Below are 26,890 nucleotides of genomic sequence, written 5' to 3' on the forward strand. Positions count from 1 at the left end.
AGCGGCGCCACGCCGTTGCCGTTCTTCGGATTGCGCGGGCTCGTGGTCACAGCCGCTCCATCTTCGGCAGCCAGACGCGCAGCAGCGAGAACAGGCGCTCCAGGTCCACCGGCTTGGCGAGGTAGTCGTTGGCGCCGGCGGCCAGGCATTGCTCGCGGTCGTCCTTGGTGGCCTTGGCGGTGATGGCGATCACCGGCATATGGGCGAAGCGCGGGTCGCCGCGCAGGCGCCGGGTGGCTTCCAGGCCATCCATCTCCGGCATCATCACGTCCATCAGCACCAGGTCGATCTCGCTGACCTGGTCGAGCTTTTCGAGCGCCTCGCGGCCGTTGCGGCCGATCTCGACGATGGCGCCGCGCTGCTCCAGCGCGCTGGTCAGCGCGAAGATGTTGCGCACGTCGTCGTCCACCAGCAGGAGGGTGCGGCCCTCGAAGATGCGGTCGCGCCCGCGTGCCGTCTTCAGCATGCCCTGGCGCTCGCTCGAAAGCTCGGCCTCCACCTTGTGCAGGAAGAGCGTCACCTCGTCGAGCAGGCGTTCCGGCGAGCGGGCGCCCTTGATGATGATCGAGCGCGAGTAGCGCTGCAGCTCGGTCTCTTCGTCGCGCGTGAGGTTGCGCCCGGTGTAGACGATGACGGGCGGGAACGACACGATCTCCTCCGCCGCCATGGCCTTGAGCAGCTCGCTGCCCTGCATGTCGGGCAGCTTCAGGTCGGTGATCATGCAGTCGAACACGCGGGTGCGCAGCAGCTCCAGCGCCTCCTCGCCGGAGCCGACGGCGACGATCTCGATGTCGTCGTCGCCGATCAGCCTGATGACGCTCTCGCGCTGGAGTTCGTCGTCTTCCACCAGCAGCACGACCTTGACCTTCTGCGTGAGCTTTTCTTCCAGCCGGCCGAACACCTTCATCAGCTCGTCGCGGGTGGCCGGCTTCAGCGCATAGCCGACAGCGCCCATCTGCAGCGCCGCGCCCTGCGCGCTCTCGGCGGCCGAGACCACGTGGATCGGGATGTGCCGGGTGTGCGGCGAATCCTTCAGCCGCTGCAGCAGGTCGAGGCCGGTGCTGTCGGGCAGGCGCATGTCCAGCAGGATCGCGTCGGGCAGGAACTGCGAGGCCAGCTCGAAACCGTCGGCCGCGCCATGCGCCACCAGGCAGCGGTAGCCCAGCTCGTGCGCCAGGTCGTAGAGGATGTGCGCGAACTGCGGCTCGTCCTCGATCACCAGCACGCGGCGCACCTGGTCGCGCGGCAGGCTGCGGTCGTCGGCGAACTGCGGCGCAGGCACCGGCGCGGGAGGGTTGGGCGCCAGCGTGGGCTGCACGTGGACGGCAGGCGAGTGCGCGGAGCGGGGCGTGTAGACGGCCGGCGGCTTCTGCTGCTGCTGCTGCTGCTGCTGATAGTCCGGCGAAGCCTGCGGCGCCCTGGCCGGCAGCTCGAGCACGAAGGTGCTGCCCTGGCCCGGCGTGCTGTCGACGGTGAGCGTGCCGCCCAGCAGCTGCGTGAGGTCGCGCGAGATCGACAGGCCCAGCCCGGTCCCGCCGTAGCGCCGGCTGGTGGTGCCGTCGGCCTGGCGGAACGCTTCGAAGATCAGCTCGTGCTGCTGCGGATCGATGCCGATGCCCGAGTCGGACACCGCGAAGGCCGCGCCGCCGCCCGCCGCCGGCGAGATCTCCAGCTTCACCTCGCCGCTGTCGGTGAACTTGATCGCGTTCGACAGCAGGTTCTTCAGGATCTGCTCCACCCGCTGCCGGTCGGTGAGCAGCGAGACCGGTGCATCGGGCTGCAGTTCGAGCCTGAATTTCAGGTTCTTCTGCATGGCCAGCGGGCCGAAGGTGCTCTCCAGGCTGTGGGCCAGCCGGGCCAGGGGCACGTCCTCGGTCACCACCTCGAGCTTGCCGGCCTCGACCTTCGCGATGTCGAGGATGTCGTTGATCAGCACCAGCAGGTCGTTGCCCGACGAATAGATCGACTCCGCGAACTTCACCTGCTCGCTGGTCAGGTTGCCCTGCGGGTTGTCGCCCAGCAGCTTGGCGAGGATGAGCGCGCTGTTGAGCGGCGTGCGCAGCTCGTGGGACATGTTGGCGAGGAATTCCGACTTGTAGCGGCTGGCGCGCTGCAGTTCGTCGGCGCGGTCTTCCAGGTCGCGCTGCACGCGGCGCAGCGCGGTGTTGCGCTGGTCGAGCGCCTCGGTGCGCTCCGAAAGCTGGCTGTTGGTCTGCTCCAGCTCGGCCTGCTGGTTCTCCAGCATGGCCTGCGAGGCGCGCAGCGCGCGCGACTGTTCTTCCAGTTCCTCGTTGGCCGTGCGCAGCTCTTCCTGCTGCACCTGCAGCTCCTCGTTGAGCTGCTGGGTCTCGGCCAGCACCTCCTGCAACTGCTCGCGGTAGCGCGCCGCCGCCAGCGAGGTGCCGATGTCGTCGGACACCATCTCGACCAGCTGGCTGCCGCGCTCGTCCAGCGCGCCAGGCAGTCCGAGCTCGACCACGCCGTTGACCATGCCGCTGCTGGCCACCGGCACCAGCAGCACCGCCTTCGGCGCCATCTCGCCCAGGCCGGAGTTGACTCTCAGGTATTCGGCGTCGATCGGGTCGATCAGCATGCGCCGGTTCTCGGCCGCGGCCTGGCCGACCAGGCTTTCTGTGGGCGAGAAGACCTGCGGCATGGCCTCCGCGGCGCTGGAGAAACCGTAGCTCGCCGCCCGGCGCAGCGTGCCGTGGCGCTCGCGCACGTAGATGGCGCCCACCGAGGCGCCCAGGTGGCGCGAGAAGAAGGACAGGATCTTGCGGCCCATGTCCGGCGCGCTGAGCTCGCCCACCAGGTCGCCCACCAGTTCGGTCTGCGCGCCGCGCAGCCAGGCCTCGTGCGCCAGCCGGTCGTTATGGCCCGCCTGTTCTTGCAGCACCACGTCGTAGCTGTCCGACAGCCGCACCAGCTGCCTGCGTCCGAAGTAGGCCACCAGCCCCGTGAAGCCCAGCGTGAACAGCAGGAACAGGCCGACCACCCACCAGGCGGTGCGGTTTGCCTCGTTGTTGCGCTGGAAGCGCAGGGCCTGCTCGGTTTCCATGAACGCGGTGAACTCGGCGCGCATGCTGTCGGTCAGCCGCTTGCCCCGGCCCAGGCGCACCTGCATCTGGGTGTCCTGGCCGTTGCGGTGCGCCGAGATCAGGTCGGCGGCGTAGTCGTTCCAACTGGCCTGGATGGCTGCGATGCGGTCGACGCGCTCCACCTGCTGGCGGTTGTCCGCCACGAGCTCGCGAAGCATCGCCGTATCGGCCTTCACGCGGGGCAGGGCGTTCTGGTAGGGCTCCAGGAAGCTCTCGTCGTTGGTGATCAGGAAGCCGCGCATGCCGGTTTCCATGTCGATGCTCTGGCGCTGCAGTTCGCTGGCGGCGCGGGTGACGCGGTCGGTGTGCTCGACCCAGCCGATGGTGGACAGCAGGAACAGGATCAGCCCGACGAACACCACGGCGCCGAACACACCGCCGATCAGGGGGAGCTTGATGTTGCGGCTCAGCAGTCGCTCGAAATCGTCGGGGTCGATCGCGGTGGGGGTTTTCGTCATCGGTGCTATTTGTAAGCAAAACTTGTGAAGTCTGGCCGATAAAAGCGCGTGACCCTGTCGGAAAACATCCCGACAGGGCACCAAGGCGGGGCGTGCAGGGTGGAGTGCCTCGTTATACTGTTATTTCATACAGTAAACGCCAGATGGGCTCCGAACCCTTCAAGCCGCAAGACGCGGCTCCCGCCGTTGCCAGGCACGTAGTGTCGGTCAAGGCCCTGTGCGCCTTCGGCGCGAAGGCGGGCGACCTCGACCTGCGCTTCGTGCCCGCGCCCAGCGCGCTCGAAGGCATGGCCGGGCATGCGCTGGTTCAGCACCGGCGCGGCGGCGAATACGAGTGCGAGGTCGCGCTCGAAGCCACCTGCGGTGCGGTTCACGTGCGCGGCCGTGCCGACGGCTACGAATTCCACCGGGCCAGGGTCGAGGAGATCAAGACCTTCCGGGGCGACTTCGACGCCATCCGCGGCAACCACCGCGCGCTGCACTGGGCGCAGGCCCGCACCTACGGCTGGATGCTGTGCGAGCGCGACGGCCACGACGAGATGGTGGTGGCGCTGGTCTACCTCGACCTCGCCACGGGCGACGAGACCGTGCTGGAGGAGCATCACACCCGAGAGGCCCTGCGCGAGCATTTCGAGCTGCTGTGCGGCCGCTACGTCGCCTGGGCCGCGAGCGAGGCTGCTCACCGTGCCGCGCTCGACGGCACGCTGGCCGGGCTGGAATTCCCGTACGGCAGCTTCCGCGCCGGGCAGCGCGAACTTGCGGAGGCCGTCTACCGCGCCGGTGCGGGCGGGCGCTGTCTCATGGCGCAGGCGCCCACCGGCATCGGCAAGACGCTGGCCACCATCTTCCCGTTGCTGAAGGCCCGTGCGGCCCGCAGGATCGACAAGCTGTTCTTCCTCACGGCCAAGACCTCGGGCAGGCCCGTGGCGCTCGATGCGCTGCGCGTGCTTGACAAGGGCCGGGGGCAGGGCAGGCTGCGCGTGCTCGAGCTCGCGGCGCGCGAGAAGGTCTGCGAGTACCCCGACCGCGCCTGCCACGGCGACGCATGCCCGCTCGCCCGGGGCTTCTACGACCGCCTGCCCGCCGCGCGCGAGCAGGCCGCGCAGATGGCGTGGCTGGACCGCGAGGCGCTGCGCGACATCGGCCTCGCGCACGAGGTCTGCCCCTATTTCCTGGCCCAGGAGATGGCGCACTGGGCCGATGCCGTCGTCGGCGACTACAACTACTACTTCGACAGCAGCGCCTTTCTCTACGCCACCATGCGCGAAGACGACTGGCGTGCCGCGGTGCTGGTCGACGAAGCCCACAACCTGCTCGAACGCGCGCGCGGCATGTACACGGCCGAGCTCGACGGCGGCGCGCTCGAGGAGGCCCACCGCGCAGCCCCCGCCGTGCTGCGCGGCCCGCTCGCGCGGGTGTTCCGCGAGTGGGACACGGTGCAGCAGTCGCAGCAGGCCGGCTACGAAACCGCCGACGAGATTCCCGAGCGCTTCCTGCGTACCCTGCAGGCCGCCAACACCGCCATGGCCGAGCACTTCGCGGCCACGCCCGAGGCGTCGCAGGGGCCGCTGCAGCGCTTCTTCTTCGACGCGCTGCACTTCGCGCGGCTGGCCGAAGCCTTCGGCGACCACTCGGTGTTCGAGCGCACGCTGGGGGCCACGCAGCAGGCGCGCCGCCTGGCCATCCGCAACCTGGTGCCGGCGCCTTTCCTGCAGAACCGCTTCGCGGAAGCGGCTTCGGTCACTTGCTTCTCGGGCACGCTGTCGCCCTTCGGGTTCTACCGCGACGCCCTCGGCATGCCCGAGGACGCCGCGCTGCTGGACGTGGCCTCGCCATTCCACAGCACGCAGCTGCGCGTCGAGGTGGCGATGCACGTGTCGACGCGCTTTCGAGACCGCGCGGGCTCGCTGCGCAACGTGGCCGACATCATCGGCGCCCAGTTCGAGCGCCTGCCGGGCAACTACCTGGCCTTCTTCAGCAGCTTCGACTACCTGGAGAAGGCCTGCGCCGCCTTCTCGCTGCGGCACCCCGGCGTTCCGGTGTGGACCCAGACGCGCGGCATGCGAGAGGCCGAACGCCAGGGCTTCGTGGCGCGATTCGAAGAGGGTGGGCAGGGCGTCGGCTTCGCGGTGCTGGGCGGCGCTTTCGGTGAGGGCATCGACCTGCCGGGCAGCCGCCTGATCGGCGCCTTCGTGGCCAGTCTGGGCCTGCCCCAATACAACGAACTCAATGAGATCACGCGCGAGCGCATGCAGGCGCGCTTCGGCAAGGGCTACGAGTACACGTACCTCTACCCCGGCCTGCAGAAAGTGGTGCAGGCCGCCGGCCGCGTCATTCGTACCGAGGAAGACCAGGGCGTGTTGCACCTGCTGGACGACCGCTTCGCACGCGCCGAGATCCGTGAACTGCTGCCGCGCTGGTGGGACGTGCGAATGGTGAAGGACTGATGCGATGGGTGCCGGCCGGCGGAATCCGCCTTCGGGCGGGCGCAATTGCAAACTATCGGGACCTGGCGCGCTCTCAATTGAAAAACATCTCAGAGGAGAGCTCAATTCAATTGCTGGACTGAATTGTAAACTTTTGGGCGAATCTAGAATTAAAAACCGAATTCAATGAGGAGGAAATTCCATGCAATCAGATCGCCTGATCGAACAATCAGCCATTCCTGAAAAATCGCGCAGGCAATTCCTGCAAAAGGGTGCGCAGGCAGCCACGGCGCTCCTGGGCACCTCGGTCATAGGCGCTTGCGGCGGCGGTGGTGGTGGTGATGGAGGCAGTGGAGCGGCCAGCACCTCCAATCTCGCAGCCCTGCTGCCTGCCTCGGCAAATCCTGCAGGTCCGATTTCGCCCGAGTCTTCCGCCGCACCGCCAGCGGCCGCAATGCCGGCCCTGGCAAAAAGCCCGGTCATCCATTCCTTTTCTCCGGGCCTGGAAAAGCGAGGCAAGGTAATTGTCATCAGCGGCGCCGAATTCGACTCGAGTGCCTCGGTTTGTTTTGGCGAGGTCGTTGCGACCAGGTTCAGCGTCGATTCCCCGAACCAGATTTCGGTTTTCGTGCCCGATTCGGCAAAGGACGCGGAAATCATCGTCCGTACCGCCGGCGGCGAAACCAGATCGAGCCGCAAATTCGAAGTCGCGCTGGTGCCGGAGTCGGCCAGGGACTATCGGCTCGCGTGGCACGACGAGTTCGAAGGCAGCGCGCTCGACCCCGCCAAATGGGCTGCGGTCACCGGCGTGCGCGCCAACGCGGTCCAGACGCCCGAAGCCGCCACGGTGGCGGACAGCGTCCTGAAGATCTCGACCTACACCGACCCTTCGGCCGGCACCCATCACACCGGTTTCCTGCGCACGGCCCGGCTCTACGAATTCCGCTTCGGCTACATCGAGGCACGCGTGCGCTTCGCATCGAAGCAGGGGCAGTGGAGCGCGTTCTGGCTGATGTCCAACGCGAACAGGGCGGCCACGCCGCCCGATCCCGCCGCCGGCGTGGAGGTGGACATCATCGAGCACCGGGCAGTCCCGGGCGGCAGTCTGACCGATATCAGCAACCAGTTTTCGAGTGCGGTGCACTGGAACGGCTACGAGACTGGCAAGACCATCAGCCGGGGTAGCGAGCAGCAGAAACTGCCGGCGGGACAGTCGTTCTCCGAATGGCACACGCTGGGCCTGCTTTGGACCCCGGACGGCTACCAGTTCTACCTCGATGGCGCGGCGACACCCTACGCGACCATCAAGGAGGGCGTGTCGCTGAGCAACCAGTACATCAAGCTCACCTGCGAGATCAAGGACAACGGCTGGGCAGGCAATATTCCTTCCAGCGGCTACGGCCCCTTGGGCGCCGGCACGAACGCGACCATGGAAGTCGACTGGGTCCGCGTCTGGCAGGCCGCCTGAGATGACGCGCGCCGCCCGACGCCTCGAACACGCCGGACAGCCCGACCTGTTCGGCGAGGCGCCGGTGGCTGCCATCGAAGGGCTTCGCTACGAGAACGGATTCCTGTCGCGCGAGGAGGAGGCCGGCCTGCTGACCATCGTGCAGGCCTTTCCGCTCAAGGAGATGCGCTACAAGGAATACACCGCCCGCCGCAGGGGCACGAGCTTCGGCGGCAGCTACGACTTCGACACCAACCGCCTGAAGCCCGGCGCATCGCTGCCTCCGGAGTTGCATCCGCTTCGCGACAAGGCCGCGGCCTGGGCCGGCATCGCGCCCGAAGAGCTCACGCACATGCTGATCGCCGAATACCGCCCCGGCACGCCGCTAGGCTGGCATCGCGACGTGCCCGATTTCGAGGACATCGTCGGCATTTCGCTGAACAACGACGCCGTGATGCAGTTCAGGCCCTACGTGCCGGGCGCGGCGGCGTCGGGGCCGGCCACGCTCGAATTCCTGATCGAGCCGCGCTCCGTGTACCTGCTGCGCGGGCCGGCGCGATGGGCATGGCAGCACGCGATCGCGCCGACCGAGGCGCTGCGCTACTCCATCACCCTGCGTACGCGGGCTCATCGTGTCCGGACTTCTCCCGCGCCTTCTCCTTCTTCTCCTTCTTCTCGTTCTTCCGCGGCGCGAACAGCGGGGCTGCCGCCGACAGGTCGCTGATCCACGCTTCCCACGCCGATTCGCGCTGCGCAGGGTCGCCACGCAGCAGCGCCGAGGGATGCAGCGTGACCAGCACGCGCCGTCCCGCCGGGTCTTCAAGCCACTGGCCGCGCAACCTGGTCACGGCCACCGGGCGCCCGAGCAGCGATCGCGCCGCCACGGCGCCCAGCGCCACGATGGCGTGGGGCCGGACCAGCTCCAGTTCGCTTTCCAGCCAGTGATGGCAGGCCTCGGCTTCGCGCTGCCCCGGCGTCTTGTGCATCCGCCGCTTGCCGCGCCACTCGTACTTGAAGTGCTTGACGGCGTTGGTCACGTACAGCTTCTCGCGCGACCAGCCCAGTTGCGCCACCGCCCGGTCGAAGAGCCTGCCGGCCGGGCCGACGAAGGGGCGGCCGGCAAGGTCTTCCTTGTCGCCGGGCTGCTCGCCGACCACCATCAGCACCGGCCGTACCGGGCCTTCGCCGAACACCGACTGCGTCGCGTACTGCCCGATGGGGCATTCGCGGCACGCGTCGGTCGCTCTGGAGAGCGTGCGCAACCCGGCGTGCGCGTCGCGCACGGAAATCCGTCGGCCGCGCATGCCGCCCTGGCTGCTCAGGCGGCCGCCGCCATGCTCCGGCATTCGGTCTCGCACTGCCGGCAGGCTTCTGCGCAGCGCTGGCAGTGGTCCATGTCATGGCTGCCGCATTCGGCGGCACAGCGCTGGCAGATCTCGGCGCACATGCCGCATGTGACAACGATGTTCTCGCCGCCGCGCGCCATCACGGCAGCGGCGAAGGCGCAAGCCGCGGCGCAGTCGATGTCCAGCGCGATGCAACGCGCCATGCCGCTCCTGCCTTCAGCCAGGCAGGCGGCCGCGCAGCGATTGCACGCCAGCGCGCAGTCATTGCACGCCGCGATGCAGCGATCCATGGCGTCGCTCGTGTTCAGTGCCGCGGTGGTCATTGCGCACCTCCGCGGCGGGCCTGCAGCTGATTGCTGCCGCCTACGTGGCTCTCGCGGTCGCTGCGGCTCTCGGGCGTGCGCCGCGGCTCGTTCTTCGGGGTGGCCGGCTGGTTGCCGGCCTTGTTGTGCTGCGTGGGCAAGCTGTCGTGCTCGTCGGTGGTGACGGCGTCGGGATTCTGGTGCGGGGTCTGTTTGGGGGATGTCATGGGGACGGAACTCCTTCGAAAGAACGGGTTGAAAAACTGCTCGTCATGGTCTTTCTGCTGCGTCCCGCGAGGCATGCATGTGGGAATGGGCCGACCCCGTGCGTCGTCCCCGGAGGGCACGCCGGCTTCCTGGTCAGGCCCGAGTTGGCAATCAGCAACGCCGGACAACGCCGACGCCCGGCATGACCGTCTTCTTACCCACGGCGCACATGCCGCGCCCAGCATGAAAGCTCCTCAAACAACTGCAGGAGCACCACATGCCAAGAGGCGACAAGTCGTCCTACACGGACAAGCAGAAGCGGCAGGCCGAGCACATAGAGAAGGGCTACGAGCATCGCGGCGTCGGCAAGGGCGAGGCTGAGCGCCGCGCGTGGGCCACGGTGAACGCCGAGACCGGCGGTGGCAAGAAGAGCGGTGGTGGCCGCGGCAAGGCCGAGAACCACGGGCCTTCGCGCAAGGGCGGAAAGCTGGGCGGTGCGGCCGCGGCGCACCGCACCGCGGCCGAGCGATCGGCCTCCGCGAAGAAGGCCGCTGCCACGCGCAAGCGCAACGCCGAGAAGCGCGGCTGAACGGAACGCGGAGGCTGACGATGCACATCATCCTGGGAGCGACCGGCCACGTCGGCTCGGCGCTGGCGCAAGCCCTGCTCGAACGCAGCGAGCCGGTCACGGTGGTCACGCGCGACGCGCACAAGGCCGAGGCGCTTCGTACCAAAGGCGCGCACGTGGCGCAGGTCGACGTGTTCGACACACACGCGCTGCACCAAGTGTTCAGGGGCGGAAAGCGCGTGTTCGTGCTGAATCCGCCCGCGCCGCCGTCTTCGGACACGGTGGCCGAGGAGCACAGGAGTGTGCGCGCCATCGTTTCGGCGCTCGAAGGCTGCAAGCTCGAGAAGATCGTCGCCGAATCGGCCTACGGCGCGCAGCCGGGCGAAGGCATCGGCGACCTCAGCGTGCTGTACGACCTGGAACAGGCGCTCGCCGCGGGCCCGGTGCCGTTCAGCGCGCTCCGAGCCGCGTACTACATGAGCAACTGGGACACCGCGCTGGAAACCGCGCGCAAGGAAGGCAAGGTCCACAGCATGTTCCCCGCCGACTTCACGCTGCCCATGGTGGCGCCGCACGACCTCGGCCAGTACGCCGCGAAGCTGATGCTGGGCCCCGCCGAATCGTCGGGGCCGCACCACGTCGAAGGGCCCGAGCGCTATTCGGCAGGCGACGTGGCGCGGGCTTTCTCCGAGGCGCTCGGAAAGCCGGTCGAAGTGGTGGAGACGCCGCGCGAACAGCTGGAGCAGGCCTTCGGGAAGCTGGGCTTCTCGGACGCCGCTGCGAAGTCTTATGCCGCGATGACGCGCGCCACGATGGACCAGCATTACGAACCGGCCAGCAAGCCGGTGCGAGGGACGATCTCGCTGCGCGATTACATCGGCAGGCTGGTGAACAAGAGTTCGGGCTGAGTCAGGCGGTCCGCGAGGACTGCTGAAACCGGCCACGATGAATGTCCGAAATTCGCGCGCTTCGCCGCCGAGTCCCGAGAACCGGACATTCGTGACCTGTTTCTGGCGTCAGCCGGACAACTTGCGCTTTGCGGCCATGCGGCCGAGAAGGCAAGAAGCCGGCTTGTTCCACGACGTTGCTCCGAACGCAGGCGCTACGCCGCGGAACGTCGCTGAACCGGCCTTCATTTCACACGCTTGAGAGCGGTTTGCCGCCCCCTGAACGCGTCGATACGATCCCGCGCCTTGCCCTCACGAAAGGACCGCGCGGGTGCCTCCGACAACTGCTTTTTCCTCATCTTCCAACGCCGACCTGCAACAGCGCAGCCGGCGACATGTGTGGCATCCGTGCACGCAGAGCATCCGGCTCGAAGCGGTGCCGCCGCTGCCCATCGCCCGCGGCGAGGGCGTGTGGCTCATCGACCAGGAAGGCCGGCGCTACATGGACGCCACCAGCTCGTGGTGGGTCAACCTGTTCGGGCACGCGCATCCGGCGATCAACGCGGCGCTGAAGCAGCAACTCGACACGCTTTCGCACGTGATGCTCGCAGGCTGCACCCATGCGCCGGCGGTGGAGTTGGCGCAGCGGCTCTCCGCGCTCACGGGTGGCGCGCTCGGGCATTGCTTCTATGCGTCCGACGGCGCCTCGGCAGTGGAGATCGCGCTGAAGATGAGCTTTCATTTCTGGCGCAATGCCGGCCGCGGCGACAAGCGGTGCTTCGTCGCGCTGAAGCACGGCTACCACGGCGAAACGCTGGGTGCGCTGCACGTGACCGACGTGCCGGTGTTCCGCGATGCCTATGCGCCATTGCTCGCGAACGCGCATCTGGTGGCCTCGCCCGACGCGCGCAATGCCTCTGCGGGCGAGAGCGCGGCCGATGTGGCCCGCAGCGCCGCCGCCGAACTCGAAGCGCTGCTGGCCGAACAGCACGACACCATCGCCGCCGTGATCGTCGAGCCGCTGGTGCAGTGCGCCACCGGCATGGCGATGCACGACCCCGAATACCTGCGCCGCGTGCGCGCGCTTTGCGACCGGCATGGCGTGCACCTCATCGCCGACGAGATCGCGGTGGGCTGCGGGCGCACCGGCAGCTTCTTCGCCTGCGAGCAGGCCGGCATCTGGCCCGACTTTCTCTGCCTCTCGAAGGGCATCAGCGGCGGCTACCTGCCGCTGGCGCTGGTGATGGCGCGCGACGCCATCCACGACGCCTTCATCGACGACGACGCGGCGCGCAGCTTCCTGCATTCGCATTCCTACACCGGCAATGCGCTGGCCTGCCGCGCGGCGCTGGCGACGCTGGACCTGTTCGAGGCCGAGGACGCCTTGCGGCGCAACCGGGGCAGGGCGCAGCGCTTGCTGCAGCGGTTGAGCGGCGGACTCGAAGGCCGCGCGGTCGACCATCTGCGGCAGCGCGGAATGATCACCGCCTTCGACGTGCGCGAGCCCGGTGCCCGCTTCGCGGAGCGCTTCCACCTCGCGGCGCGCGCGCAGGGGCTGCTGATGCGGCCCATCGGCAACACCGTGTACCTGATGCCGCCGTACGCCATCGGCGACGGCGAGATCGACCTGCTGGTCGACGGCACGCTCGCCACGCTGGATGCCGTGCTGGCCACGAACCCGAGGCAGGAAGGAGCCCGCGATGTCGCGCTTGCTTGACCGCCTGCAGGGCGAGATCGACGCACTCGACGCCCAGTCGCTGCGCCGCCGCAGGCAGATCGCCGAGACCGCCTGCGCGCCGCTGCAGACGCTGACGCTGGCCGGCAGCAGCGCAGCGCGCACCATGCTCTGCTTCAGCAGCAACGACTACCTCGGGCTCGCGGCCCATCCCGCGCTGGCGAAGGCATGGGCCGAAGGCGCCGCGCTGTACGGCACGGGCAGCGGCGGCTCGCACCTGATCCTCGGACACTCGCGCGCGCACGCCCAGCTCGAGGAAACACTCGCCGGCTGGATGTCGCCCTTCATCCCGGAGGCGCGCAGCCTGTTCTTCTGCACCGGCTACATGGCCAACCTCGCGGTGCTGTCGGCGCTTGGAGGGGCTGACGCGGTCATCTTCTCGGAGTCGCTCAACCACGCCTCGCTGATCGACGGGGCACGACTGGCCAAGGCGCGCGTGGAGCGCTACGCGCATTGCGACGTGGCGGCGCTCGACGCGCAGCTCGCCGCCTGCGACGCGCCGTTGAAGCTCATCGTGAGCGACGCGGTGTTCAGCATGGACGGCAACATCGCGCCGGTGGCCGCGCTGCTCACGCTGGCCGAGAAGCACGATGCCTGGCTGGTGATCGACGACGCGCACGGCTTCGGCGTGCTCGGCGATACCGGGCGCGGCGTGCCCGAGGCGCTGGGCCTGCATTCGCAGCGGCTGGTGCTGGTCGGCACGCTGGGCAAGGCGGCGGGCGTGTCGGGGGCCTTCGTGGCGGCGCATCGCACGGTCATCGACTATCTGGTGCAGCGCGCGCGGCCGTACATCTTCACCACGGCGGCGCCGCCGGCCGTCGCGCACGCGCTGCTTGCGAGCCTGGCGCTGATCGGGGGCGAGGAGGGCGCGCAGCGCCGCGCGCAACTGGAGGAGCGCATCGCCCAGCTTCGCTTGGGGCTGGAGGCTGTGCTGCCGGCGGACGGCAGTGCGTGGCTGCCCGATTCGCCCACCGCGATCCAGCCGCTGATCGTGGGCGACAACGCGCGCGCGATGCTGACCATGGCGCAACTCGATGCGCGCGGCCTGCGCGTCGGGGCGATCCGCCCGCCGACGGTGCCGGCCGGCACGGCGCGGCTGCGTATTGCGCTGTCGGCCAGCCACACGGAGGCCGATGTCGCGCGGCTGGTCGATGCGCTGGGCGAGACCCTCGCCAGCCAGCAGTTGACGGAGGCGGCATGACGCAGCAGCGCCGCTGGTTCGTCACCGGCACCGACACCGGCATCGGCAAGACGCTGGTCAGCAGCGCCATGCTGAGCCTGCTGGCCGGATCGGGCCTGCGCGCGGTCGGCATGAAGCCGGTGGCGGCTGGCCTCGAAGAGGTCGACGGCGCCTGGCGCAACGAGGACGTGGAGCAGTTGCATGCCGCCGGCAACGTCGATGCACCGCTGGAGCTGCGCTGCCCCTATCTGCTGCGCGCACCGATGTCGCCGCATCTCGCGGCAAGGCAGGAGGGCGTAAGCGTCACGCTGCAGCCGCTGCTCTCGGCCTTCGAGCAGCTCTCGGCTATCGCAGACGCGGTGGTGGTCGAGGGCGTGGGCGGCTTCTGCGTGCCCTTCGGCGACGACCTCGACAGCGCCGACCTGGCCGTGGCTCTGAATCTGCCTGTGATCCTGGTGGTGGGGCTGCGGCTGGGATGCCTCAACCACGCGCTGCTGAGCGCCGAGGCGATCCGTGCGCGCGGGCTGGTGCTGGCGGGCTGGGTGGCGAGCATGGTCGATCCGTCGATGCTCGCGCCGCAGGCCAATCTGCAGACGCTGCGCGCGCGGCTCGGTGCGCCCTTGCTCGGCATCGTGCCGCACCTGGAGAAGCCCGACGCATCCAGCGCGGCCCGCCACATCGACCTGCGCGCGCTTCGGGCGACGGCGGCGCATGCCGCGCGCCGAGCCGCATCGCCCGAGGCGACCTCAGCCGCGCAGGCCTGACTCCGCAAGCCGCTTGCCGCGCACGCCGCCCTGGCGCTCCAGCATCCAGCCGGGGTACTCTGCCGGCAGCGCGCTCACCTTGTCCAGCGTGGCAAGTTCGTCGGCCGTGAGCTTGATGGCGGTGGCGGCGATGTTGTCGTCCAGTTGCTCGACGCGCTTGGCGCCGATGATCACGCTGGTCACCACCTGCTGGTGCAGCAGCCACGCCAGCGCGATCTGCGCCACCGACACGCCGCGCGACTCGGCCAGCCCGCGCATCACGTCGACGCAGTCGTAGGCGCGTTCGACGTTCACCGGCGGAAAGTCGAAGCTGGTGCGGCGGCTGCCTTTCTCGGCCTCGGCGTTGCGGCCGTACTTGCCGCTGAGCAGGCCGCCCGCGAGCGGGCTCCACACCATCAGGCCGACGTTCTCGCTGCGCAGCAGCGGCACCAGCTCGCGCTCCAGGTCGCGCCCGGCGATGGTGTAGTAGGCCTGCAGCGATTCGAAGCGTGCCAGCCGGTCGCGCTCGGCGATGCCCAGGGCCTTGGCGATCTGCCAGGCGGCCCAGTTCGACACGCCCACGTAGCGCACGTGGCCCTGGCGCACCAGGTTGTCGAGCGCGTGCACGGTCTCCTCGATGGGCGTGACCGGGTCGAAGCCGTGGATCTGGTAGAGGTCGATGTGGTCGAGCTGCAGGCGTCGCAGGCTGGCCTTGACGCCATCCATGATGTGGAAGCGCGAGGCGCCGGCCGAGTTGACGCCCTTGCTGCCGGTCTCGCCCAGCACCTTGGTGGCCAGCACGAAGCTGTCGCGCGGCACCTTGAGGTTCTTCAGCGCCTGGCCGGTGATGACTTCGGACTGGCCTTCGGAATAAACGTCGGCCGTGTCGATGAAGTTGATGCCGGCGTCCAGCGAGCGGCCGATCAGCCCTTCGGCCTCGGACTGCTGCAGGTTGCCGATCTGGCCCCAGATGCCGGAGGAGCCGCCGAAGGTCATGGTGCCCAGGCACAGCTCGGAAACGAAAAGGCCGGTGCGGCCGAATTTGCGGTATTGCATGGAGAGGTTCCTTTGCAGGCAGAAGGGGAATGCGGGGGAGGGGAACGGGATCCGCCGGAAAAAGTATCCTGCCGCCTTCTGCCCCGCAGCGAGCGCGTTCCTGCAAAGTATTTGCCTGATTCTCCAGACCTCCCGCGCGGGGCGTGCGAAGCGGCGGGAGGAGCGCTAAGCTTCCGCTCGCTCATTCCTCCAGGGGCCGTCCGGTCGTTCCCGCGGCTCCCCATCGCGACAAGGCTCCAGAAACATGTCCGACGAAACACCCGAAATCGCCGCCGCCATCGCCCAGCCGATGCCGCTCGAACCCGAACTCGAAGAAGCCCGCAAGCAGCTCGTGGCGCTCATCGAGCACATCACCCAGGGGCAGGAAGGCACCGTCGTCACCGCCGTCCCCGGCCTGCAGGTGTTCTGCATCCGCAAGCCCGAAGGGCCCAAGCACGGCTTCGCGTCCCCCGCGCTGGGGCTGATCGCGCAGGGCTCCAAGCGCATCATCGTGGGCGACGACATCTACGTGTACGACCCGATGCACTACCTCGTGACCTCCGTCGACCTGCCCGTTTGCGGCCAGGTGTGCGTCAAGAGCGAGGACGAGCCCTACCTGGGCGTGCGGCTCGAACTGGCCATCGACGAGATCGGCGACCTCATCGGCGACGAGAAACTGCCGGCCAAGGCCAATGCGCCGGCTTCGCGCGGCATGTACGTCAACCGCATCGCCATGCCGGTGCTGGAGCCGGTGCTGCGCCTGCTGCGGCTGCTCGACACGCCGGAAGACGTGCCCATCGTGGCGCCGCTGATCAAGCGCGAGATCATGTACCGCCTGCTGGTCAACGGCGAGGGCGCCCGGCTGCGGCAGATCGCCCTGCAGGACAGCCACACTCAGCGCATCACCAAGGCCATCAGCGCGCTGCGCATGAACTACGCCCAGTCGCTGCGGGTGGAAGACATGGCGCGCGCGGTGCACATGAGCGTGTCGTCGTTCCACCACCACTTCAAGGCCGTGACCGCGATGAGCCCGCTGCAGTACCAGAAGCAGTTGCGGCTGCAGGAGGCGCGCCGGCAGATGCTGATCGCGGGCGCCGACGTGGCGAGCGCAGCGCACAGTGTGGGCTACGAGAGCACCTCGCAGTTCGCGCGCGAGTACGGGCGCATGTTCGGCGCGCCGCCGTTGCGCGACAAGCGCCGCTGGCTGGGCGAGGCGGGCAACGACGCGATGGGCGCCGCTTCCATGGAGGCTGCGTGAACCTGCCGGCACGCGGAGCTGCGCCGCGTGGCTGAATCGAAGATCGCCATCTACGGCGCCATCGGCGCCAACGTGGCGATCGCGGCCACCAAGTTCATCGTCGCGGGCATCACCGGCAGCTCGGCGATGCTGTCGGAGGGCGTGCACTCGGCGGTCGACACCTTCAACGGCGTGCTGCTGCTGGTGGGCCTGCACCTGAGCAAGCGGCCCGCGACGCCCGAGCATCCGTTCGGGCACGGCAAGGAGCTCTACTTCTGGAGCCTGATCGTCGCGGTGCTGATCTTCGGCCTGGGTGGCGGCGTGTCGTTCTACGAGGGCGTGCAGCACATCCGGCAGCCTGAGCCGATGCGCGACCCCACCTGGAACTACGTCGTGCTCGCCGCGGCGGCGCTCTTCGAGGGCACGAGCTTCCTCATCGCGCTCAGGCAGTTCCGCGCGCAGGCACGCGGATTGCCCTTCTGGCAGGCGCTGGACCGCAGCAAGGACCCGACCACCTACACCGTGCTCGCGGAAGATTCCGCCGCGCTGGTGGGCCTGGCGGTCGCCGCGCTCGGCATCTACCTGAGCCATGTGCTGAACATGCCGCAGCTCGACGGCGTGGCCTCCGTGATCATCGGCGTGCTGCTTGCGGGCGTGGCGGTGGTGCTGGTCGCGCAGGCGCGCGGGCTGCTGATCGGGGAGGGCATCCGCCCCGAGACCGCCCGCGCCATCCGCGCGATGGCCATGGAGCAGGAATGCGTGGAGGAGGTGGGGCACATCCTCTCGATGTACATCGGCCCCGACGAGGTGCTCGTGATCGTCGATGTCAACTTCAAAGACGACACGCCCACCGGCGAAGCGGCCGATGCCATCGCGGCCATCGAGAAGCAGGCGCGTGCGCGGTTCCCGATGATCAGGCGAATCTTCATCGAGGCGAGCGAGGCGCCCGTTCCCGCCAGGACCAGCGGCGCCTTGTAGCACTTGCCGCGATTTCTTGCGTCGTCGCGGCCATGCAGGCTTCGCCGAACTTCGCTATCTTCTGGCGCGCTGCAGCGACGACCCGCCTGGGCGGGAGAACTCAACAACACGGAGAAATGCATGCTTTGGGAAAAGAAGCTGGCGCAGTGGAGCGCCGCGGTCCGCGAGCGCGCCAACCTGCCGGCGCGGCTCACCCTGTGGGATGGCCAGTCCTTCGACTTCGGCACCTTCAGCGGACCCGCCGTCACGCTGCACGTGAAGTCGCCGGCCGCGCTGTCGCTGATGCTGCAGCCCACCCTCGACAACCTGGGCGAGGCCTACGTCAAGAGCAAGATCGACATCGAGGGCAAGCTCAGCGACGTGATCGACATCGCCTACGGCCTCGCCCGGACCTCGGTCGACAAGCCCGGCGGCGCGCTGCAGAACATGGCGCGCTACTTCACGCATACCAAGTCCTCGGACAAGAAGTCCGTTCAATACCACTACGACGTCTCGAACGAGTTCTACAAGCTCTGGCTCGATCCGAACATGGTGTATTCGTGCGCCTACTTCGAGAACGGCGACGAAGACCTCGCCACCGCGCAGCTCAAGAAGATCGACCACATCCTCACCAAGATCGAGCTCGAGCCGGGCCAGACCCTGCTGGACATCGGCTGCGGCTGGGGCGCACTGGTGATTCGCGCGGCGCAGAAGTTCGGCGCGCGCTGCGTGGGCGTGACGCTGTCGCAGAACCAGTTCGACCTCGCGACCGAGCGCGTGAAGGCCGCGGGCCTGGAAGACCGCATCGAGATCCGCCTGCAGGACTACCGCGACGTGACCGGCCAGTTCGACCGCATCACCAGCGTGGGCATGTTCGAGCACGTGGGCCGCAAGAACCTGCCCGAATACTTCAGGAGCGTGCAGCAGCTGCTTGCCGACGACGGCGTGGTGATGAACCACGGCATCACCTCGTCCGACCCCGAAGGCGGCGGCGTGTCGTACGGCGGCGGCGACTTCATCGACCGCTACGTATTCCCCAACGGCGAGCTGCCGCACATCAGCCTCGCGCTGCAGGCCATGCAGCAGGGCGGGCTCGAAGCCTTCGACGTGGAGAACCTGCGCCGCCACTACGCTCAGACGCTGCGCTGCTGGAGCGACGCCTACGAGGCGAACAGCGAGCAGGCGCACGCGCTGGTCGACGAGGAGAAGTTCCGCATCTGGCGCGTGTACCTCGCGGGCTGCGCCTATGCCTTCGAGAACGACGACGTGGCGATCTACCAGATCGTGGGGCGCAAGGCCGGCCGGCCGGCGAAGACGCTGCCCTGGTCGCGCCGCTACATCTACGACGGCACTTCGGCGCTGAACGCGGGTTGAGCGCGGGTTGAGCGCGCACGGCCCGGGCGCCCGAGAGCCCGAGCCAGCGACAGGGGCTCATGCCGTCTATAGCATGCACGGCTCATGACCTCCACGACCCACAGAACAACAAGCCGCCCACTGGTCATCGCCTCCATCATGGCCTCCATGGCGATGGTGGCCATAGAAGCCACCATCGTCTCCACCGTGATGCCGCAGATCGCCTCCGAGCTGGGCGGGCTGCATCTCTACAGCTGGGTGTTCGCCTCCTTCCTGCTGGCGCAGACCGCGATGACGGTGGTGTTCGGCAAGCTCTCCGACCTCTACGGCCGCAAGCCGATCATGTTCGTCGGCATCGCCGTCTTCGTCATCGGCTCGGTGCTGGCGGGCTTCTCGTGGTCGATGCCGGCCATGATCTGCTTCCGGCTCATACAGGGCATCGGCGCGGGCGCGATCCAGCCGGTGGCGCTCACGATCGTCGGCGATCTCTATCCGGTGCGCGAGCGCGGCAAGGTGCAGGGCTGGCTCGCGAGTGTGTGGGCGGTGTCGGCGGTGGTCGGACCGATGATCGGCGCGCTCATCGTGCAGAAGCTCTCGTGGGCGTGGATCTTCTGGGTCAACGTGCCCATCGGGCTGGCGGCTGCCGCCGGGTTCTGGTTTTTCCTGCACGAGGCGCCCACGGTGCGGCGCTCGTCCATCGACATCGTGGGCGCGGTGCTCTTCACCGTCGGCATCGCGGCGCTGATGATCGCGCTCACCGAATTCGGCGTGGGCAACTCGGGCGTGGCGCTCGCGTGGGCCGCGCTTTTCGTGGTCACGCTGGTGCTCTTCATCGCGCAGGAGCGCCGCGCGGCCGACCCGATGGTGTCGCTTCGCCTGTGGGGCGGCCGGATGATCGCCACAGTGAACGGCGCGGCGATGCTCGCCGGCATGGTGCTGATCGGCATCACCACGTTCCTGCCGATGTACGTGCAGGTGGTGCTGGAGCGCTCCTCCGTCACCGCCGGCCTCGCGCTCACCATGGTGATGCTCGGCTGGCCCATCGGCGCGACCCTGACCTCGCGCACCTTCCATCGCATCGGCCTGTGGCGCATGGTGGTGACCGGCGCGGCGCTGATTCCGGTGGGCGCCTCGACATTCGTGCTGCTGGGTGCCGGGAGTTCGCCTGTGCTTCCCGCGGTCGGTTCCTTCATCATCGGCCTCGGCATGGGCGTGATGAGCCTGAGCTCGCTCATCCTCATCCAGGAGGGCGTCGACCTTGCGCAGCGCGGCGTCGCCACCGCATCGAACGTGTTCTCGCGCAACCTCGGCAGCGCGCTGGGCGCGGCCTTCTTCGGGGCGGTCTTCAACTTCGGGCTCACGCACGGCGACGGCCGGCCGATGTTCTCCGACGAGCAGCTGCGCATGCTGCTGCAGGGCATGCACGGCTCCGTCGCGGGCGATTCGGCCATCCGCCTCGCGCTGGGCGGATCGCTGCACCTGACCTTCGTGATGATGCTGGTCGTGAGCCTGGGCGTGATCGCGCTGGCCTTGCTGCTGCCCCGGGAAGGGCTGGTGGAGAGCAGGGCGGTTGCAGCAGGGGAGGCTGCGCCGAAGTAGCCCGGGTCAGGGCGCCTGCAGCGCTTTCTTCATGTACGCGAGATAGAAGCCGGGCGTGTAGTCGTCGATGCGGGCGTATTCCTCGTAGCCCTGCTTCAGGTAGAAGCCGCGCGCCTGCCACTCGAAGGTGGACAGCTTTGCGTTCTTCGCGCCCAGTGCGATGGCCTGCCGCTCCGCTTCGGCCAGCAGGCGGCTGCCCAGGCCCGCGCCCCGGGCGTCTTCCTCCACGAACAGCACTTCGACATCGAGCCAGTACAGGAACACGAAGCCACGCAGTCCGCCGAGCAGGCGGCCGTTCTCGCCCCTTGAGTCCAGCCGGATGTACTCCTGCTTCGGGTACTCGCCGACGAAGCCGTAGTTGTAGTGGCGCAGCTTGAGGCCCAGTTCGCCGGAGCGAAGCTGTTCCTCGGTGGGGGACGCGAGGGTGATGTTGTTCATGGCTGGCGCTGCCTCTGTCTTGCGGAGGCGGCATTCTGCCCGCGCACGCACAGGCCGCATATCGATCCGCGCTTTCTTTCGTTGTGCGCCGTCTCTTCCACGGATAGCTTCGCTCGACCGCCTGCCAAACTGGTGCTCGATACGTGATCCTGCGCCGTGGGCATGCTTGCAAGCATACGCATGCGCGGGCATTCTTGGCAGCTCTCCTTACTCTCACTCCGCCAGGACAAAACCCCCATGACCTACCACGCCGACCCCAAGCGCTACGACGCCATTCCCTACCGCCGCGTCGGCCGCAGCGGGCTCGTGCTGCCGGCCATCTCGCTCGGGCTCTGGCACAACTTCGGGGACACCACCTCCATCGCCACGCAGCGCCAGCTGCTGCGCACCGCCTTCGACCTGGGCATCAACCACTTCGACCTGGCCAACAACTACGGCCCGCCCTACGGCAGCGCCGAGACCAACTTCGGCCGGCTGCTGCGCGAAGACTTCAAGCCCTACCGCGACGAGCTCATCATTTCGAGCAAGGCCGGCTGGGACATGTGGCCCGGCCCCTACGGCAAGGGCGGCGGTTCGCGCAAATACGTGCTCGCCAGCCTCGACCAGAGCCTGCAGCGCCTGGGCCTGGACTACGTCGACATCTTCTATTCGCACCGCTTCGACCCCGAGACGCCGCTGGAAGAAACTGCCTCCGCGCTGGCCCAGGCCGTGCAGCAGGGCAAGGCGCTGTACATCGGCATTTCTTCTTACTCCGCCGGCAAGACGCGCGAGATCGCCGCGCTGCTGCGCGAGTGGAAGGTGCCGCTTCTGATCCACCAGCCGGCCTACAACCTGTTCAACCGCTGGATCGAAAAGGACCTGCTGAACGCCACCGAAGAACTCGGCGCGGGCGTCATCGCGTTCACGCCGCTGGCGCAGGGCCTCCTGACCGACAAGTACTTGAGCGGCATTCCGGCCGATGCGCGCATCAACCGGCCCGGCGGAGGCTCGCTGAAGCAGGAGCACCTGTCGGACGCCAACATCGAGCGCGCCCGCGAGCTCAACAAGATCGCGCGCCGCCGCGGCCAGTCGCTGGCCCAGCTCGCGCTGACATGGACGCTGCGCGATCCGCGCGTGAGCTCGGCGCTGATCGGCGCGAGCCGGCCGGAGCAGATCGTCGACAACGTGGCGGCGCTGTCGCATGCGCCGCTGAGCGCGGAGGAGCTGGCCGAGATCGACAAGTACGCGGTGGAAGGCGGCGTGAATCTCTGGGAGAAGCCTTCGACGGACTTCGCCTGAGCCCGGCCGCCAGCCATTCGCTCATCACGGATCGCATCAGGTAACTTGGAATCCGTCTTTGGCAAAGGCGGGTGCGCTTTGCAGAATCGGCGCAAGCATTCATCCGATTCATTGCCATGCAACTGCGCACGCATTACACCCACCACGTCTCCCCGGCCGCCCAGGCGCGCCATGTCCTTGGCCTCACCGCGAAGGCCTGGCGCATTCCGCCGGCTTCGCCGCATGCGCTGGCGCGTCGCGCGCCGCATGGCTATGTGCCGGTGCGGGCGCTTCGGCGGCTGCATGCGGCCGCCATGTTGAGCCTGCTGCCGCATTCGTGGTGAACTCGGCGCCAGGACATTGAACCTGGAGATGACCGAGCATGCTGATCGTTCTGGGTGGCCTGCCGGGCAGCGGCAAGACCACCATCGCGCGGGAGATCGCCGCGCTCCTGCCTTGCACGTACCTGCGCATCGACACCATCGAGCAGGCACTGCGCTCGGCCGGTGTTGCCGCTGGTGAGATAGGGCCGGCCGGCTACGTCGTGGCCTACGGGCTGGCCCGCTCCAATCTTTCGCTCGGTCAGGCGGTGCTGGCCGATTGCGTGAACCCCTTGCCCGTCACGCGCGAGGCCTGGCGGGCCGTTGCGGCGGATGCCTCTTCACCCATCGTCGAAGTCGAGATCGTGTGTTCGGACACTGCCGAGCACAGGCGCCGCGTCGAGCAGAGAAGCATCGACATACCCGGCCTCGTGCCGCCCGCATGGGAGTCCGTGCAGCGGCACGACTACGAGCCGTGGAGCGGGCCGCACCTCGTCATCGACACCGCGAGCCTGAGCGCACGCGAGGCCGCGCAGATCGTTCTTTCCCATACGCGCAACTGAGCATTCAGCAGATATCGATATAGGAATTCAGCGCAAGCGGTGCGCGCAATGCCCAAGAGAATTCGCAGCAATTCTTCATCAAGGGGCGTCAGCCACCGCATACCGTGTCCTATTCGCTGTCCCTGCTCGACAAGAGCCTGATCCCGGAAGGCGCCGACGCCGCACAGGCGTTCCAGCACACCATCGCGCTCGCGCAGACAGCGGAGCGGCTGGGCTACAAGCGCTACTGGCTCGCAGAGCACCATGGCAACAGGAACTACGCGGGCTCCGCGCCCGAGGTGCTGGCAGCGCATGTGCTCGCGAAGACTTCGCGCATCCGCGTCGGCACCGGCGGCGTCATGCTTCAGCACTACAGCCCGTTCAAGGTGGCCGAGACTTTCCGCGTGCTGGCCTCGCTGGCACCGGGCCGCGTGGACATCGGCATCGGCAAGGCGCCCGGCGGCCTGCCGCTGACGAGCAAGGCGCTGCAGTGGCTGCACGATCCGGCGAAGACCAGGAGCGAGGACTTCGGCGTGCGCCTGTCCGAGCTCGATGCATTCCTGCACGAGGGCATCGCCTCCGGCCATGCGCTGGCCGGCGCGGTCGCCACGCCCAATCCGCCGCAACCGCCGCAGCGCGTGCTGCTGGGCGGCAGCCCTGAAAGCGCGGTGCTCGCCGCGCGCCTCGGCTGGCAGTTCGCCTATGCTGGGCACTTCAACGGCGACCCCGTGAACCTCGCGCAATCGGTCGAGGCCTACCGCGCGGAAACGGGGCGCGCGCCGCTGCTCGCGCTCTTCGCCTTCGCAGCCGAGACGAGCGAAGAGGCCGCCGAACTCGTGGGCGCGCTGCGCAGCTTCCGCGTACACCTGCCCACCGGCCAGAGCGTGAACCTGCCAAGCCTCGAAGCCGCCGCCGAGTTCGCGCGGCAGGCCGGCGTGAGCGACTACCGCACCGAAGAACGCCGCCCGCATGTGATCGCCGGCACCGGCGAAGAAGTACGCGATGCGCTCGACGCGCTGAGCGAGCGCCACGGCATCGAGGAATTCGTCATCGATATCCCGGTGGCTGTCTTCGCGGAGCGCCGCGCGTCGGTCGAGCTGCTCGCCAAGGCGCGAGAACAAGCGCGAGAACAGGCGCCCGTGCCTGCCTGAGATTTCCCTTTCCTTTCCCGAAAACGACAACGAGAAGAGAGCGATCGTCATGAGCAACATCAGGTTCGGCGTCATGCTGCAAGGGGCCGGCAGCCACATGAACTCCTGGAAGCATCCGGGCGGGCCTGCCGACGCCAGCGTCAACCTCGGCTTCTACGTGCGCACCGCGCAGAAGGCCGAAGCGGCGGGCATCGCCTTCGCGTTCGTGGCGGATGGGCTCTACATCAACGAGAAGTCGATCCCGCACTTCCTCAACCGCTTCGAGCCGATCTCGATCCTGTCGGCACTCGCCACGGTGACTTCGAAGATCGGCCTTGCCGGCACCGTCTCCAGCTCGTACAGCGATCCGTTCACCGTGGCGCGCCAGTTCGCCTCGCTCGACCTCATCAGCGGCGGGCGCGCGGGCTGGAACGTGGTGACCACGCCGCTGGAGGGCAGCGCCAAGAACTACAGCCGCGCGCACCCGGAGCACGCGCTGCGCTACGAGATCGCCGACGAGTACCTTGCCGTGACGCAGGGCCTGTGGGACAGCTGGGACGACGACGCCTTCGTGCGCGACCGCGAGAGTGGCCGCTTCTTCGAGCGCGACAAGCTGCACACGCTGGACCACAAGGGCCGCTTCTTCGAAGTGTCGGGCCCGCTGAACATCCAGCGCTCGCCGCAGGGCCAGCCGGTGATCTTCCAGGCTGGCTCGTCGGACGCGGGCATCGGGCTCGCGGGCAAGTACGCCGACGCGGTGTTCACGCATTCGCCTTCGCTGGAGGACACGCGCTCCTTCCTGCGGCAGGTGAAGGCCAGCGCGGTCGCGCAAGGCCGGCAGGCCGACGACGTGAAGATTTTTCCCGGCATCGGCCCCGTGGTCGCGGCCACCGAGGAAGAGGCCGAGGCCAAGTACCGCGCCATCCGCGAGCTGCTGACGGTGGAGGAGGCGCTGGCCTATCTCGGCCGCTTCTTCGATCACCATGACTTCAGCCAGTACCCGCTGGACGCGCCCTTCCCCGAACTGGGCGAGCTCGGGCGCAACAGCTTCCGCTCGACCACCGACCGCATCAAGGCCAACGCGAAGGCCAAGGGCCAGACGCTGCGCGAAGTGGCGCTGGAAGTGGCCACGCCGCGCACGCAGTTCGTGGGCACGGGCGAGCGCATCGCCGACGAGATCATCCGCTGGGTGGACGAGGGCGCGGCCGATGGCTTCATCCTCGGCTTCCCGGTGCTGGGGCAGGGGCTGGACGACTTCATCGAGTTCGTGATCCCGGCGCTGGAGGCGCGCGGGCGCTACCAGCGCGAGCTGCCCGGCCAGACGCTGCGCGACCACCTGGGCCTGCCGCGCAAGGAGAGCCGCCACGCGGCGCAGGAGACCGTGCCCGTGGCACGGAAGGCCGCCTGATGGGCGCCGCTTTGCCGCGCCCGGCAGTCAAGGATATCCACCGGGTCGAATCGGCCATCGCCGGCTACGGCGACGAGTTCGTCGCGCTGCGTCGGGACATCCACCGGCATCCCGAGCTGTCGTTCAGGGAACATCGCACCTCGGCCCTGGTGGTCGAGCGGCTGGCGCAATGGGGCTACGAGGTCACGGCCGGCATCGCCGGCACCGGCGTGGTGGGCACGCTGCGGCGCGGCCCCGGCAGGAGCCTGGGCATCCGCGCCGACATGGACGCGCTGCCCATCCAGGAGAAGACGGGCCTCGCCTACGCCAGCACGAATGCCGGCGTGATGCATGCCTGCGGCCATGACGGCCACACGGCGATCCTGCTCGCGGCGGCGCGCTTCCTCGCGGAGTCGGGCGAGTTCGCCGGCACGTTGCACCTGATCTTCCAGCCCGCCGAGGAGCTGGGCGCGGGCGCGAAGAGGATGATCGACGAGGGCCTGTTCGAGCGCTTCCCGTGCGACGCGGTCTTCGGCCTGCACAACTGGCCCTGCGTGGGCGAGGGGTACGTCGGCTGCGTCTCGGGGCCGGCGATGGCGGCCATCGACCAGGCGATCATCATCGTGCGCGGCAAGGGCGGCCATGGCGCGCAGCCGCAGGAAACGGTCGACCCGGTGGTGGCCAGCGCGCACCTCATCACCGCGCTGCAGACCGTGGTCGCGCGCAACGTCGATCCGCTGGACATGGGCGTGGTCACGGTGGGCTCCATCCACGGCGGCGAGGCTTCCAACGTGATTCCGGGCAGCGTGGAGCTCAAGCTCACGGCGCGCTCCTTCAAGCCCGAGGTGCGCGCGCTGCTGCAGCGGCGCATTCCGGCACTGGCGAAGGCTCAGGCCGAGAGCTTCGGCGCGCAGGCCGAGGTGGACTACCGCCCGGGCTTCCCGCCCGTCATCAACCACGAGGCCGAGACGGCCTTCGCCCGCGAGGTGGCGCTGGACACCTTCGGCCCCGGCCTCGTCGATGCCGCGTTCCGCCCGCGCACCGCCAGCGAGGACTTCGCCTTCATGCTGCAGGCGCGCCCCGGCAGCTATGTGTTCTTCGGCAACGGCGACAGCGCCTCGCTGCACAGCCCGCTCTACGACTTCAACGACGCGATCCTCGCGCCCGCGGCCATCTACTGGGTGCGGCTGGCGGAGCGCTTTCTTTCCGGCGAAGCAGCCGCCGAACAACGCTGAACA

24 protein-coding genes are annotated in these 26,890 nt (G+C 68.4%); 18 read left to right on the forward strand and 6 right to left on the reverse strand.

Annotated elements, in window-relative coordinates; all coding sequences use genetic code 11:
• Window positions 1–46: 46 nt before the first annotated feature.
• Complete coding sequence (locus ABL843_RS15065) at window positions 47–3,556, reverse strand: response regulator (protein ID WP_418120356.1); 3,510 nt, start codon at window positions 3,554–3,556, stop codon at window positions 47–49.
• Between the two features lie 143 nt (window positions 3,557–3,699).
• Between ABL843_RS15065 and ABL843_RS15070 the strand changes: the two genes are divergently transcribed.
• From ABL843_RS15070 to ABL843_RS15080, 3 genes are all read left to right on the forward strand, one after another.
• Window positions 3,700–6,003 carry a helicase C-terminal domain-containing protein gene (locus ABL843_RS15070; RefSeq protein WP_418120357.1) on the forward strand — a complete coding sequence of 768 codons (2,304 nt, stop codon included), beginning with the start codon at window positions 3,700–3,702 and terminating at the stop codon, window positions 6,001–6,003.
• Window positions 6,004–6,184: 181 nt separating this feature from the next.
• Window positions 6,185–7,450, forward strand: a complete 1,266-nt coding sequence (locus ABL843_RS15075) for a family 16 glycosylhydrolase (RefSeq protein ID WP_418120358.1) — start codon at window positions 6,185–6,187, stop codon at window positions 7,448–7,450.
• Window position 7,451: 1 nt separating this feature from the next.
• A complete protein-coding gene (locus ABL843_RS15080; RefSeq protein ID WP_418120359.1) occupies window positions 7,452–8,153 on the forward strand; it encodes an alpha-ketoglutarate-dependent dioxygenase AlkB in 702 nt (233 codons plus the stop codon).
• Here ABL843_RS15080 and ABL843_RS15085 read toward each other — a convergent pair.
• The 3 genes from ABL843_RS15085 to ABL843_RS15095 are packed head-to-tail and all read right to left on the reverse strand — an operon-like array spanning window position 8,038 to window position 9,304.
• Window positions 8,038–8,787, reverse strand: a complete 750-nt coding sequence (locus ABL843_RS15085) for a UdgX family uracil-DNA binding protein (RefSeq protein ID WP_418120360.1) — start codon at window positions 8,785–8,787, stop codon at window positions 8,038–8,040. The two genes, ABL843_RS15080 and ABL843_RS15085, sit on opposite strands and share 116 nt — an antisense overlap.
• A complete protein-coding gene (locus ABL843_RS15090) occupies window positions 8,748–9,098 on the reverse strand; it encodes a four-helix bundle copper-binding protein (RefSeq protein WP_240650482.1) in 351 nt (116 codons plus the stop codon). The genes ABL843_RS15085 and ABL843_RS15090 overlap by 40 nt, the downstream gene beginning before the upstream one ends.
• The gene (locus tag ABL843_RS15095) at window positions 9,095–9,304 is read right to left on the reverse strand and encodes a hypothetical protein (protein ID WP_184638047.1); all 210 of its coding nucleotides are present in this window, start codon (window positions 9,302–9,304) and stop codon (window positions 9,095–9,097) included. Before ABL843_RS15095 ends, ABL843_RS15090 begins: the two co-directional genes overlap by 4 nt.
• 257 nt (window positions 9,305–9,561) lie before the next feature.
• Here ABL843_RS15095 and ABL843_RS15100 point away from each other — a divergent pair, with 257 nt between their 5' ends.
• The 5 genes from ABL843_RS15100 to bioD all read left to right on the forward strand — a co-directional run bounded on the left by ABL843_RS15100 (window position 9,562) and on the right by bioD (window position 14,418).
• Entirely contained in the window at window positions 9,562–9,873 is a 312-nt protein-coding gene (locus tag ABL843_RS15100; protein ID WP_126019609.1) for a plasmid stabilization protein, read from the forward strand.
• Between the two features lie 20 nt (window positions 9,874–9,893).
• Complete coding sequence (locus ABL843_RS15105) at window positions 9,894–10,760, forward strand: NmrA family NAD(P)-binding protein (RefSeq protein WP_418120361.1); 867 nt, start codon at window positions 9,894–9,896, stop codon at window positions 10,758–10,760.
• A 310-nt stretch (window positions 10,761–11,070) separates the two neighbouring features.
• Window positions 11,071–12,456 (forward strand): adenosylmethionine--8-amino-7-oxononanoate transaminase, encoded by a 1,386-nt coding sequence (gene bioA, locus ABL843_RS15110; RefSeq protein WP_418120362.1) that lies wholly within the window; start codon window positions 11,071–11,073, stop codon window positions 12,454–12,456.
• Window positions 12,440–13,675, forward strand: coding sequence for an 8-amino-7-oxononanoate synthase (gene bioF / locus ABL843_RS15115; RefSeq protein WP_418120363.1), 1,236 nt, complete (start codon window positions 12,440–12,442; stop codon window positions 13,673–13,675). The genes bioA and bioF overlap by 17 nt, the downstream gene beginning before the upstream one ends.
• Window positions 13,672–14,418: a dethiobiotin synthase gene (bioD, locus tag ABL843_RS15120; RefSeq protein WP_418120364.1), complete on the forward strand. Its 747-nt coding sequence runs from the start codon at window positions 13,672–13,674 to the stop codon at window positions 14,416–14,418. Before bioF ends, bioD begins: the two co-directional genes overlap by 4 nt.
• On the opposite strand, the gene ABL843_RS15125 is transcribed toward bioD, so the two are convergent.
• A complete protein-coding gene (locus tag ABL843_RS15125) occupies window positions 14,401–15,453 on the reverse strand; it encodes an aldo/keto reductase (RefSeq protein ID WP_418120365.1) in 1,053 nt (350 codons plus the stop codon). The genes bioD and ABL843_RS15125 overlap by 18 nt on opposite strands.
• Window positions 15,454–15,697: 244 nt before the next feature.
• On the opposite strand from ABL843_RS15125, the gene ABL843_RS15130 reads away from it, so the two are divergent.
• From ABL843_RS15130 to ABL843_RS15145, 4 genes are all read left to right on the forward strand, one after another.
• A complete protein-coding gene (locus ABL843_RS15130) occupies window positions 15,698–16,690 on the forward strand; it encodes an AraC family transcriptional regulator (RefSeq protein WP_184638033.1) in 993 nt (330 codons plus the stop codon).
• 27 nt (window positions 16,691–16,717) lie between these two features.
• Complete coding sequence (locus ABL843_RS15135) at window positions 16,718–17,647, forward strand: cation diffusion facilitator family transporter (RefSeq protein WP_418120366.1); 930 nt, start codon at window positions 16,718–16,720, stop codon at window positions 17,645–17,647.
• 120 nt (window positions 17,648–17,767) lie between these two features.
• Window positions 17,768–19,000 (forward strand): class I SAM-dependent methyltransferase, encoded by a 1,233-nt coding sequence (locus ABL843_RS15140; protein WP_418120367.1) that lies wholly within the window; start codon window positions 17,768–17,770, stop codon window positions 18,998–19,000.
• 84 nt (window positions 19,001–19,084) lie between these two features.
• Window positions 19,085–20,578, forward strand: a complete 1,494-nt coding sequence (locus ABL843_RS15145; RefSeq protein WP_418120368.1) for an MFS transporter — start codon at window positions 19,085–19,087, stop codon at window positions 20,576–20,578.
• 6 nt (window positions 20,579–20,584) lie between these two features.
• On the opposite strand, the gene ABL843_RS15150 is transcribed toward ABL843_RS15145, so the two are convergent.
• Entirely contained in the window at window positions 20,585–21,016 is a 432-nt protein-coding gene (locus ABL843_RS15150) for a GNAT family N-acetyltransferase (RefSeq protein ID WP_418120369.1), read from the reverse strand.
• Between the two features lie 237 nt (window positions 21,017–21,253).
• Between ABL843_RS15150 and mgrA the strand changes: the two genes are divergently transcribed.
• The 6 genes from mgrA (at window position 21,254) to ABL843_RS15180 (ending at window position 26,887) form a co-directional block, all read left to right on the forward strand.
• The gene (gene mgrA / locus ABL843_RS15155; RefSeq protein ID WP_418120370.1) at window positions 21,254–22,294 is read left to right on the forward strand and encodes an L-glyceraldehyde 3-phosphate reductase; all 1,041 of its coding nucleotides are present in this window, start codon (window positions 21,254–21,256) and stop codon (window positions 22,292–22,294) included.
• Between the two features lie 116 nt (window positions 22,295–22,410).
• The gene (locus tag ABL843_RS15160; protein WP_418120371.1) at window positions 22,411–22,617 is read left to right on the forward strand and encodes a hypothetical protein; all 207 of its coding nucleotides are present in this window, start codon (window positions 22,411–22,413) and stop codon (window positions 22,615–22,617) included.
• Between the two features lie 38 nt (window positions 22,618–22,655).
• Entirely contained in the window at window positions 22,656–23,156 is a 501-nt protein-coding gene (locus tag ABL843_RS15165) for an AAA family ATPase (protein ID WP_418120372.1), read from the forward strand.
• Window positions 23,157–23,260: 104 nt separating this feature from the next.
• Window positions 23,261–24,286: an LLM class flavin-dependent oxidoreductase gene (locus ABL843_RS15170; RefSeq protein ID WP_418120373.1), complete on the forward strand. Its 1,026-nt coding sequence runs from the start codon at window positions 23,261–23,263 to the stop codon at window positions 24,284–24,286.
• A 49-nt stretch (window positions 24,287–24,335) separates the two neighbouring features.
• Window positions 24,336–25,673, forward strand: coding sequence for an LLM class flavin-dependent oxidoreductase (locus ABL843_RS15175; RefSeq protein ID WP_418120374.1), 1,338 nt, complete (start codon window positions 24,336–24,338; stop codon window positions 25,671–25,673).
• The gene (locus ABL843_RS15180) at window positions 25,673–26,887 is read left to right on the forward strand and encodes a M20 aminoacylase family protein (RefSeq protein ID WP_418120375.1); all 1,215 of its coding nucleotides are present in this window, start codon (window positions 25,673–25,675) and stop codon (window positions 26,885–26,887) included. The genes ABL843_RS15175 and ABL843_RS15180 overlap by 1 nt, the downstream gene beginning before the upstream one ends.
• Window positions 26,888–26,890 lie beyond the last annotated feature (3 nt).

The organism is Variovorax sp. 350MFTsu5.1 (assembly GCF_048302515.1).
GTDB lineage: Bacteria > Pseudomonadota > Gammaproteobacteria > Burkholderiales > Burkholderiaceae_C > Variovorax > Variovorax guangxiensis.

What these genes read in the sequence shown, in the direction of transcription:
- ABL843_RS15065 (WP_418120356.1), bottom strand. Translation starts at nt 3,556, where the DNA reads ATGACGAAAACCCCCACCGCGATCGACCCCGACGATTTCGAGCGACTG.
- ABL843_RS15070 (WP_418120357.1), top strand. Translation starts at nt 3,700, where the DNA reads ATGGGCTCCGAACCCTTCAAGCCGCAAGACGCGGCTCCCGCCGTTGCC.
- ABL843_RS15075 (WP_418120358.1), top strand. Translation starts at nt 6,185, where the DNA reads ATGCAATCAGATCGCCTGATCGAACAATCAGCCATTCCTGAAAAATCG.
- ABL843_RS15080 (WP_418120359.1), top strand. Translation starts at nt 7,452, where the DNA reads ATGACGCGCGCCGCCCGACGCCTCGAACACGCCGGACAGCCCGACCTG.
- ABL843_RS15090 (WP_240650482.1), bottom strand. Translation starts at nt 9,098, where the DNA reads ATGACCACCGCGGCACTGAACACGAGCGACGCCATGGATCGCTGCATC.
- ABL843_RS15095 (WP_184638047.1), bottom strand. Translation starts at nt 9,304, where the DNA reads ATGACATCCCCCAAACAGACCCCGCACCAGAATCCCGACGCCGTCACC.
- ABL843_RS15100 (WP_126019609.1), top strand. Translation starts at nt 9,562, where the DNA reads ATGCCAAGAGGCGACAAGTCGTCCTACACGGACAAGCAGAAGCGGCAG.
- ABL843_RS15105 (WP_418120361.1), top strand. Translation starts at nt 9,894, where the DNA reads ATGCACATCATCCTGGGAGCGACCGGCCACGTCGGCTCGGCGCTGGCG.
- bioF (WP_418120363.1), top strand. Translation starts at nt 12,440, where the DNA reads ATGTCGCGCTTGCTTGACCGCCTGCAGGGCGAGATCGACGCACTCGAC.
- bioD (WP_418120364.1), top strand. Translation starts at nt 13,672, where the DNA reads ATGACGCAGCAGCGCCGCTGGTTCGTCACCGGCACCGACACCGGCATC.
- ABL843_RS15125 (WP_418120365.1), bottom strand. Translation starts at nt 15,453, where the DNA reads ATGCAATACCGCAAATTCGGCCGCACCGGCCTTTTCGTTTCCGAGCTG.
- ABL843_RS15130 (WP_184638033.1), top strand. Translation starts at nt 15,698, where the DNA reads ATGTCCGACGAAACACCCGAAATCGCCGCCGCCATCGCCCAGCCGATG.
- ABL843_RS15140 (WP_418120367.1), top strand. Translation starts at nt 17,768, where the DNA reads ATGCTTTGGGAAAAGAAGCTGGCGCAGTGGAGCGCCGCGGTCCGCGAG.
- ABL843_RS15145 (WP_418120368.1), top strand. Translation starts at nt 19,085, where the DNA reads ATGACCTCCACGACCCACAGAACAACAAGCCGCCCACTGGTCATCGCC.
- ABL843_RS15150 (WP_418120369.1), bottom strand. Translation starts at nt 21,016, where the DNA reads ATGAACAACATCACCCTCGCGTCCCCCACCGAGGAACAGCTTCGCTCC.
- mgrA (WP_418120370.1), top strand. Translation starts at nt 21,254, where the DNA reads ATGACCTACCACGCCGACCCCAAGCGCTACGACGCCATTCCCTACCGC.
- ABL843_RS15160 (WP_418120371.1), top strand. Translation starts at nt 22,411, where the DNA reads ATGCAACTGCGCACGCATTACACCCACCACGTCTCCCCGGCCGCCCAG.
- ABL843_RS15165 (WP_418120372.1), top strand. Translation starts at nt 22,656, where the DNA reads ATGCTGATCGTTCTGGGTGGCCTGCCGGGCAGCGGCAAGACCACCATC.
- ABL843_RS15175 (WP_418120374.1), top strand. Translation starts at nt 24,336, where the DNA reads ATGAGCAACATCAGGTTCGGCGTCATGCTGCAAGGGGCCGGCAGCCAC.
- ABL843_RS15180 (WP_418120375.1), top strand. Translation starts at nt 25,673, where the DNA reads ATGGGCGCCGCTTTGCCGCGCCCGGCAGTCAAGGATATCCACCGGGTC.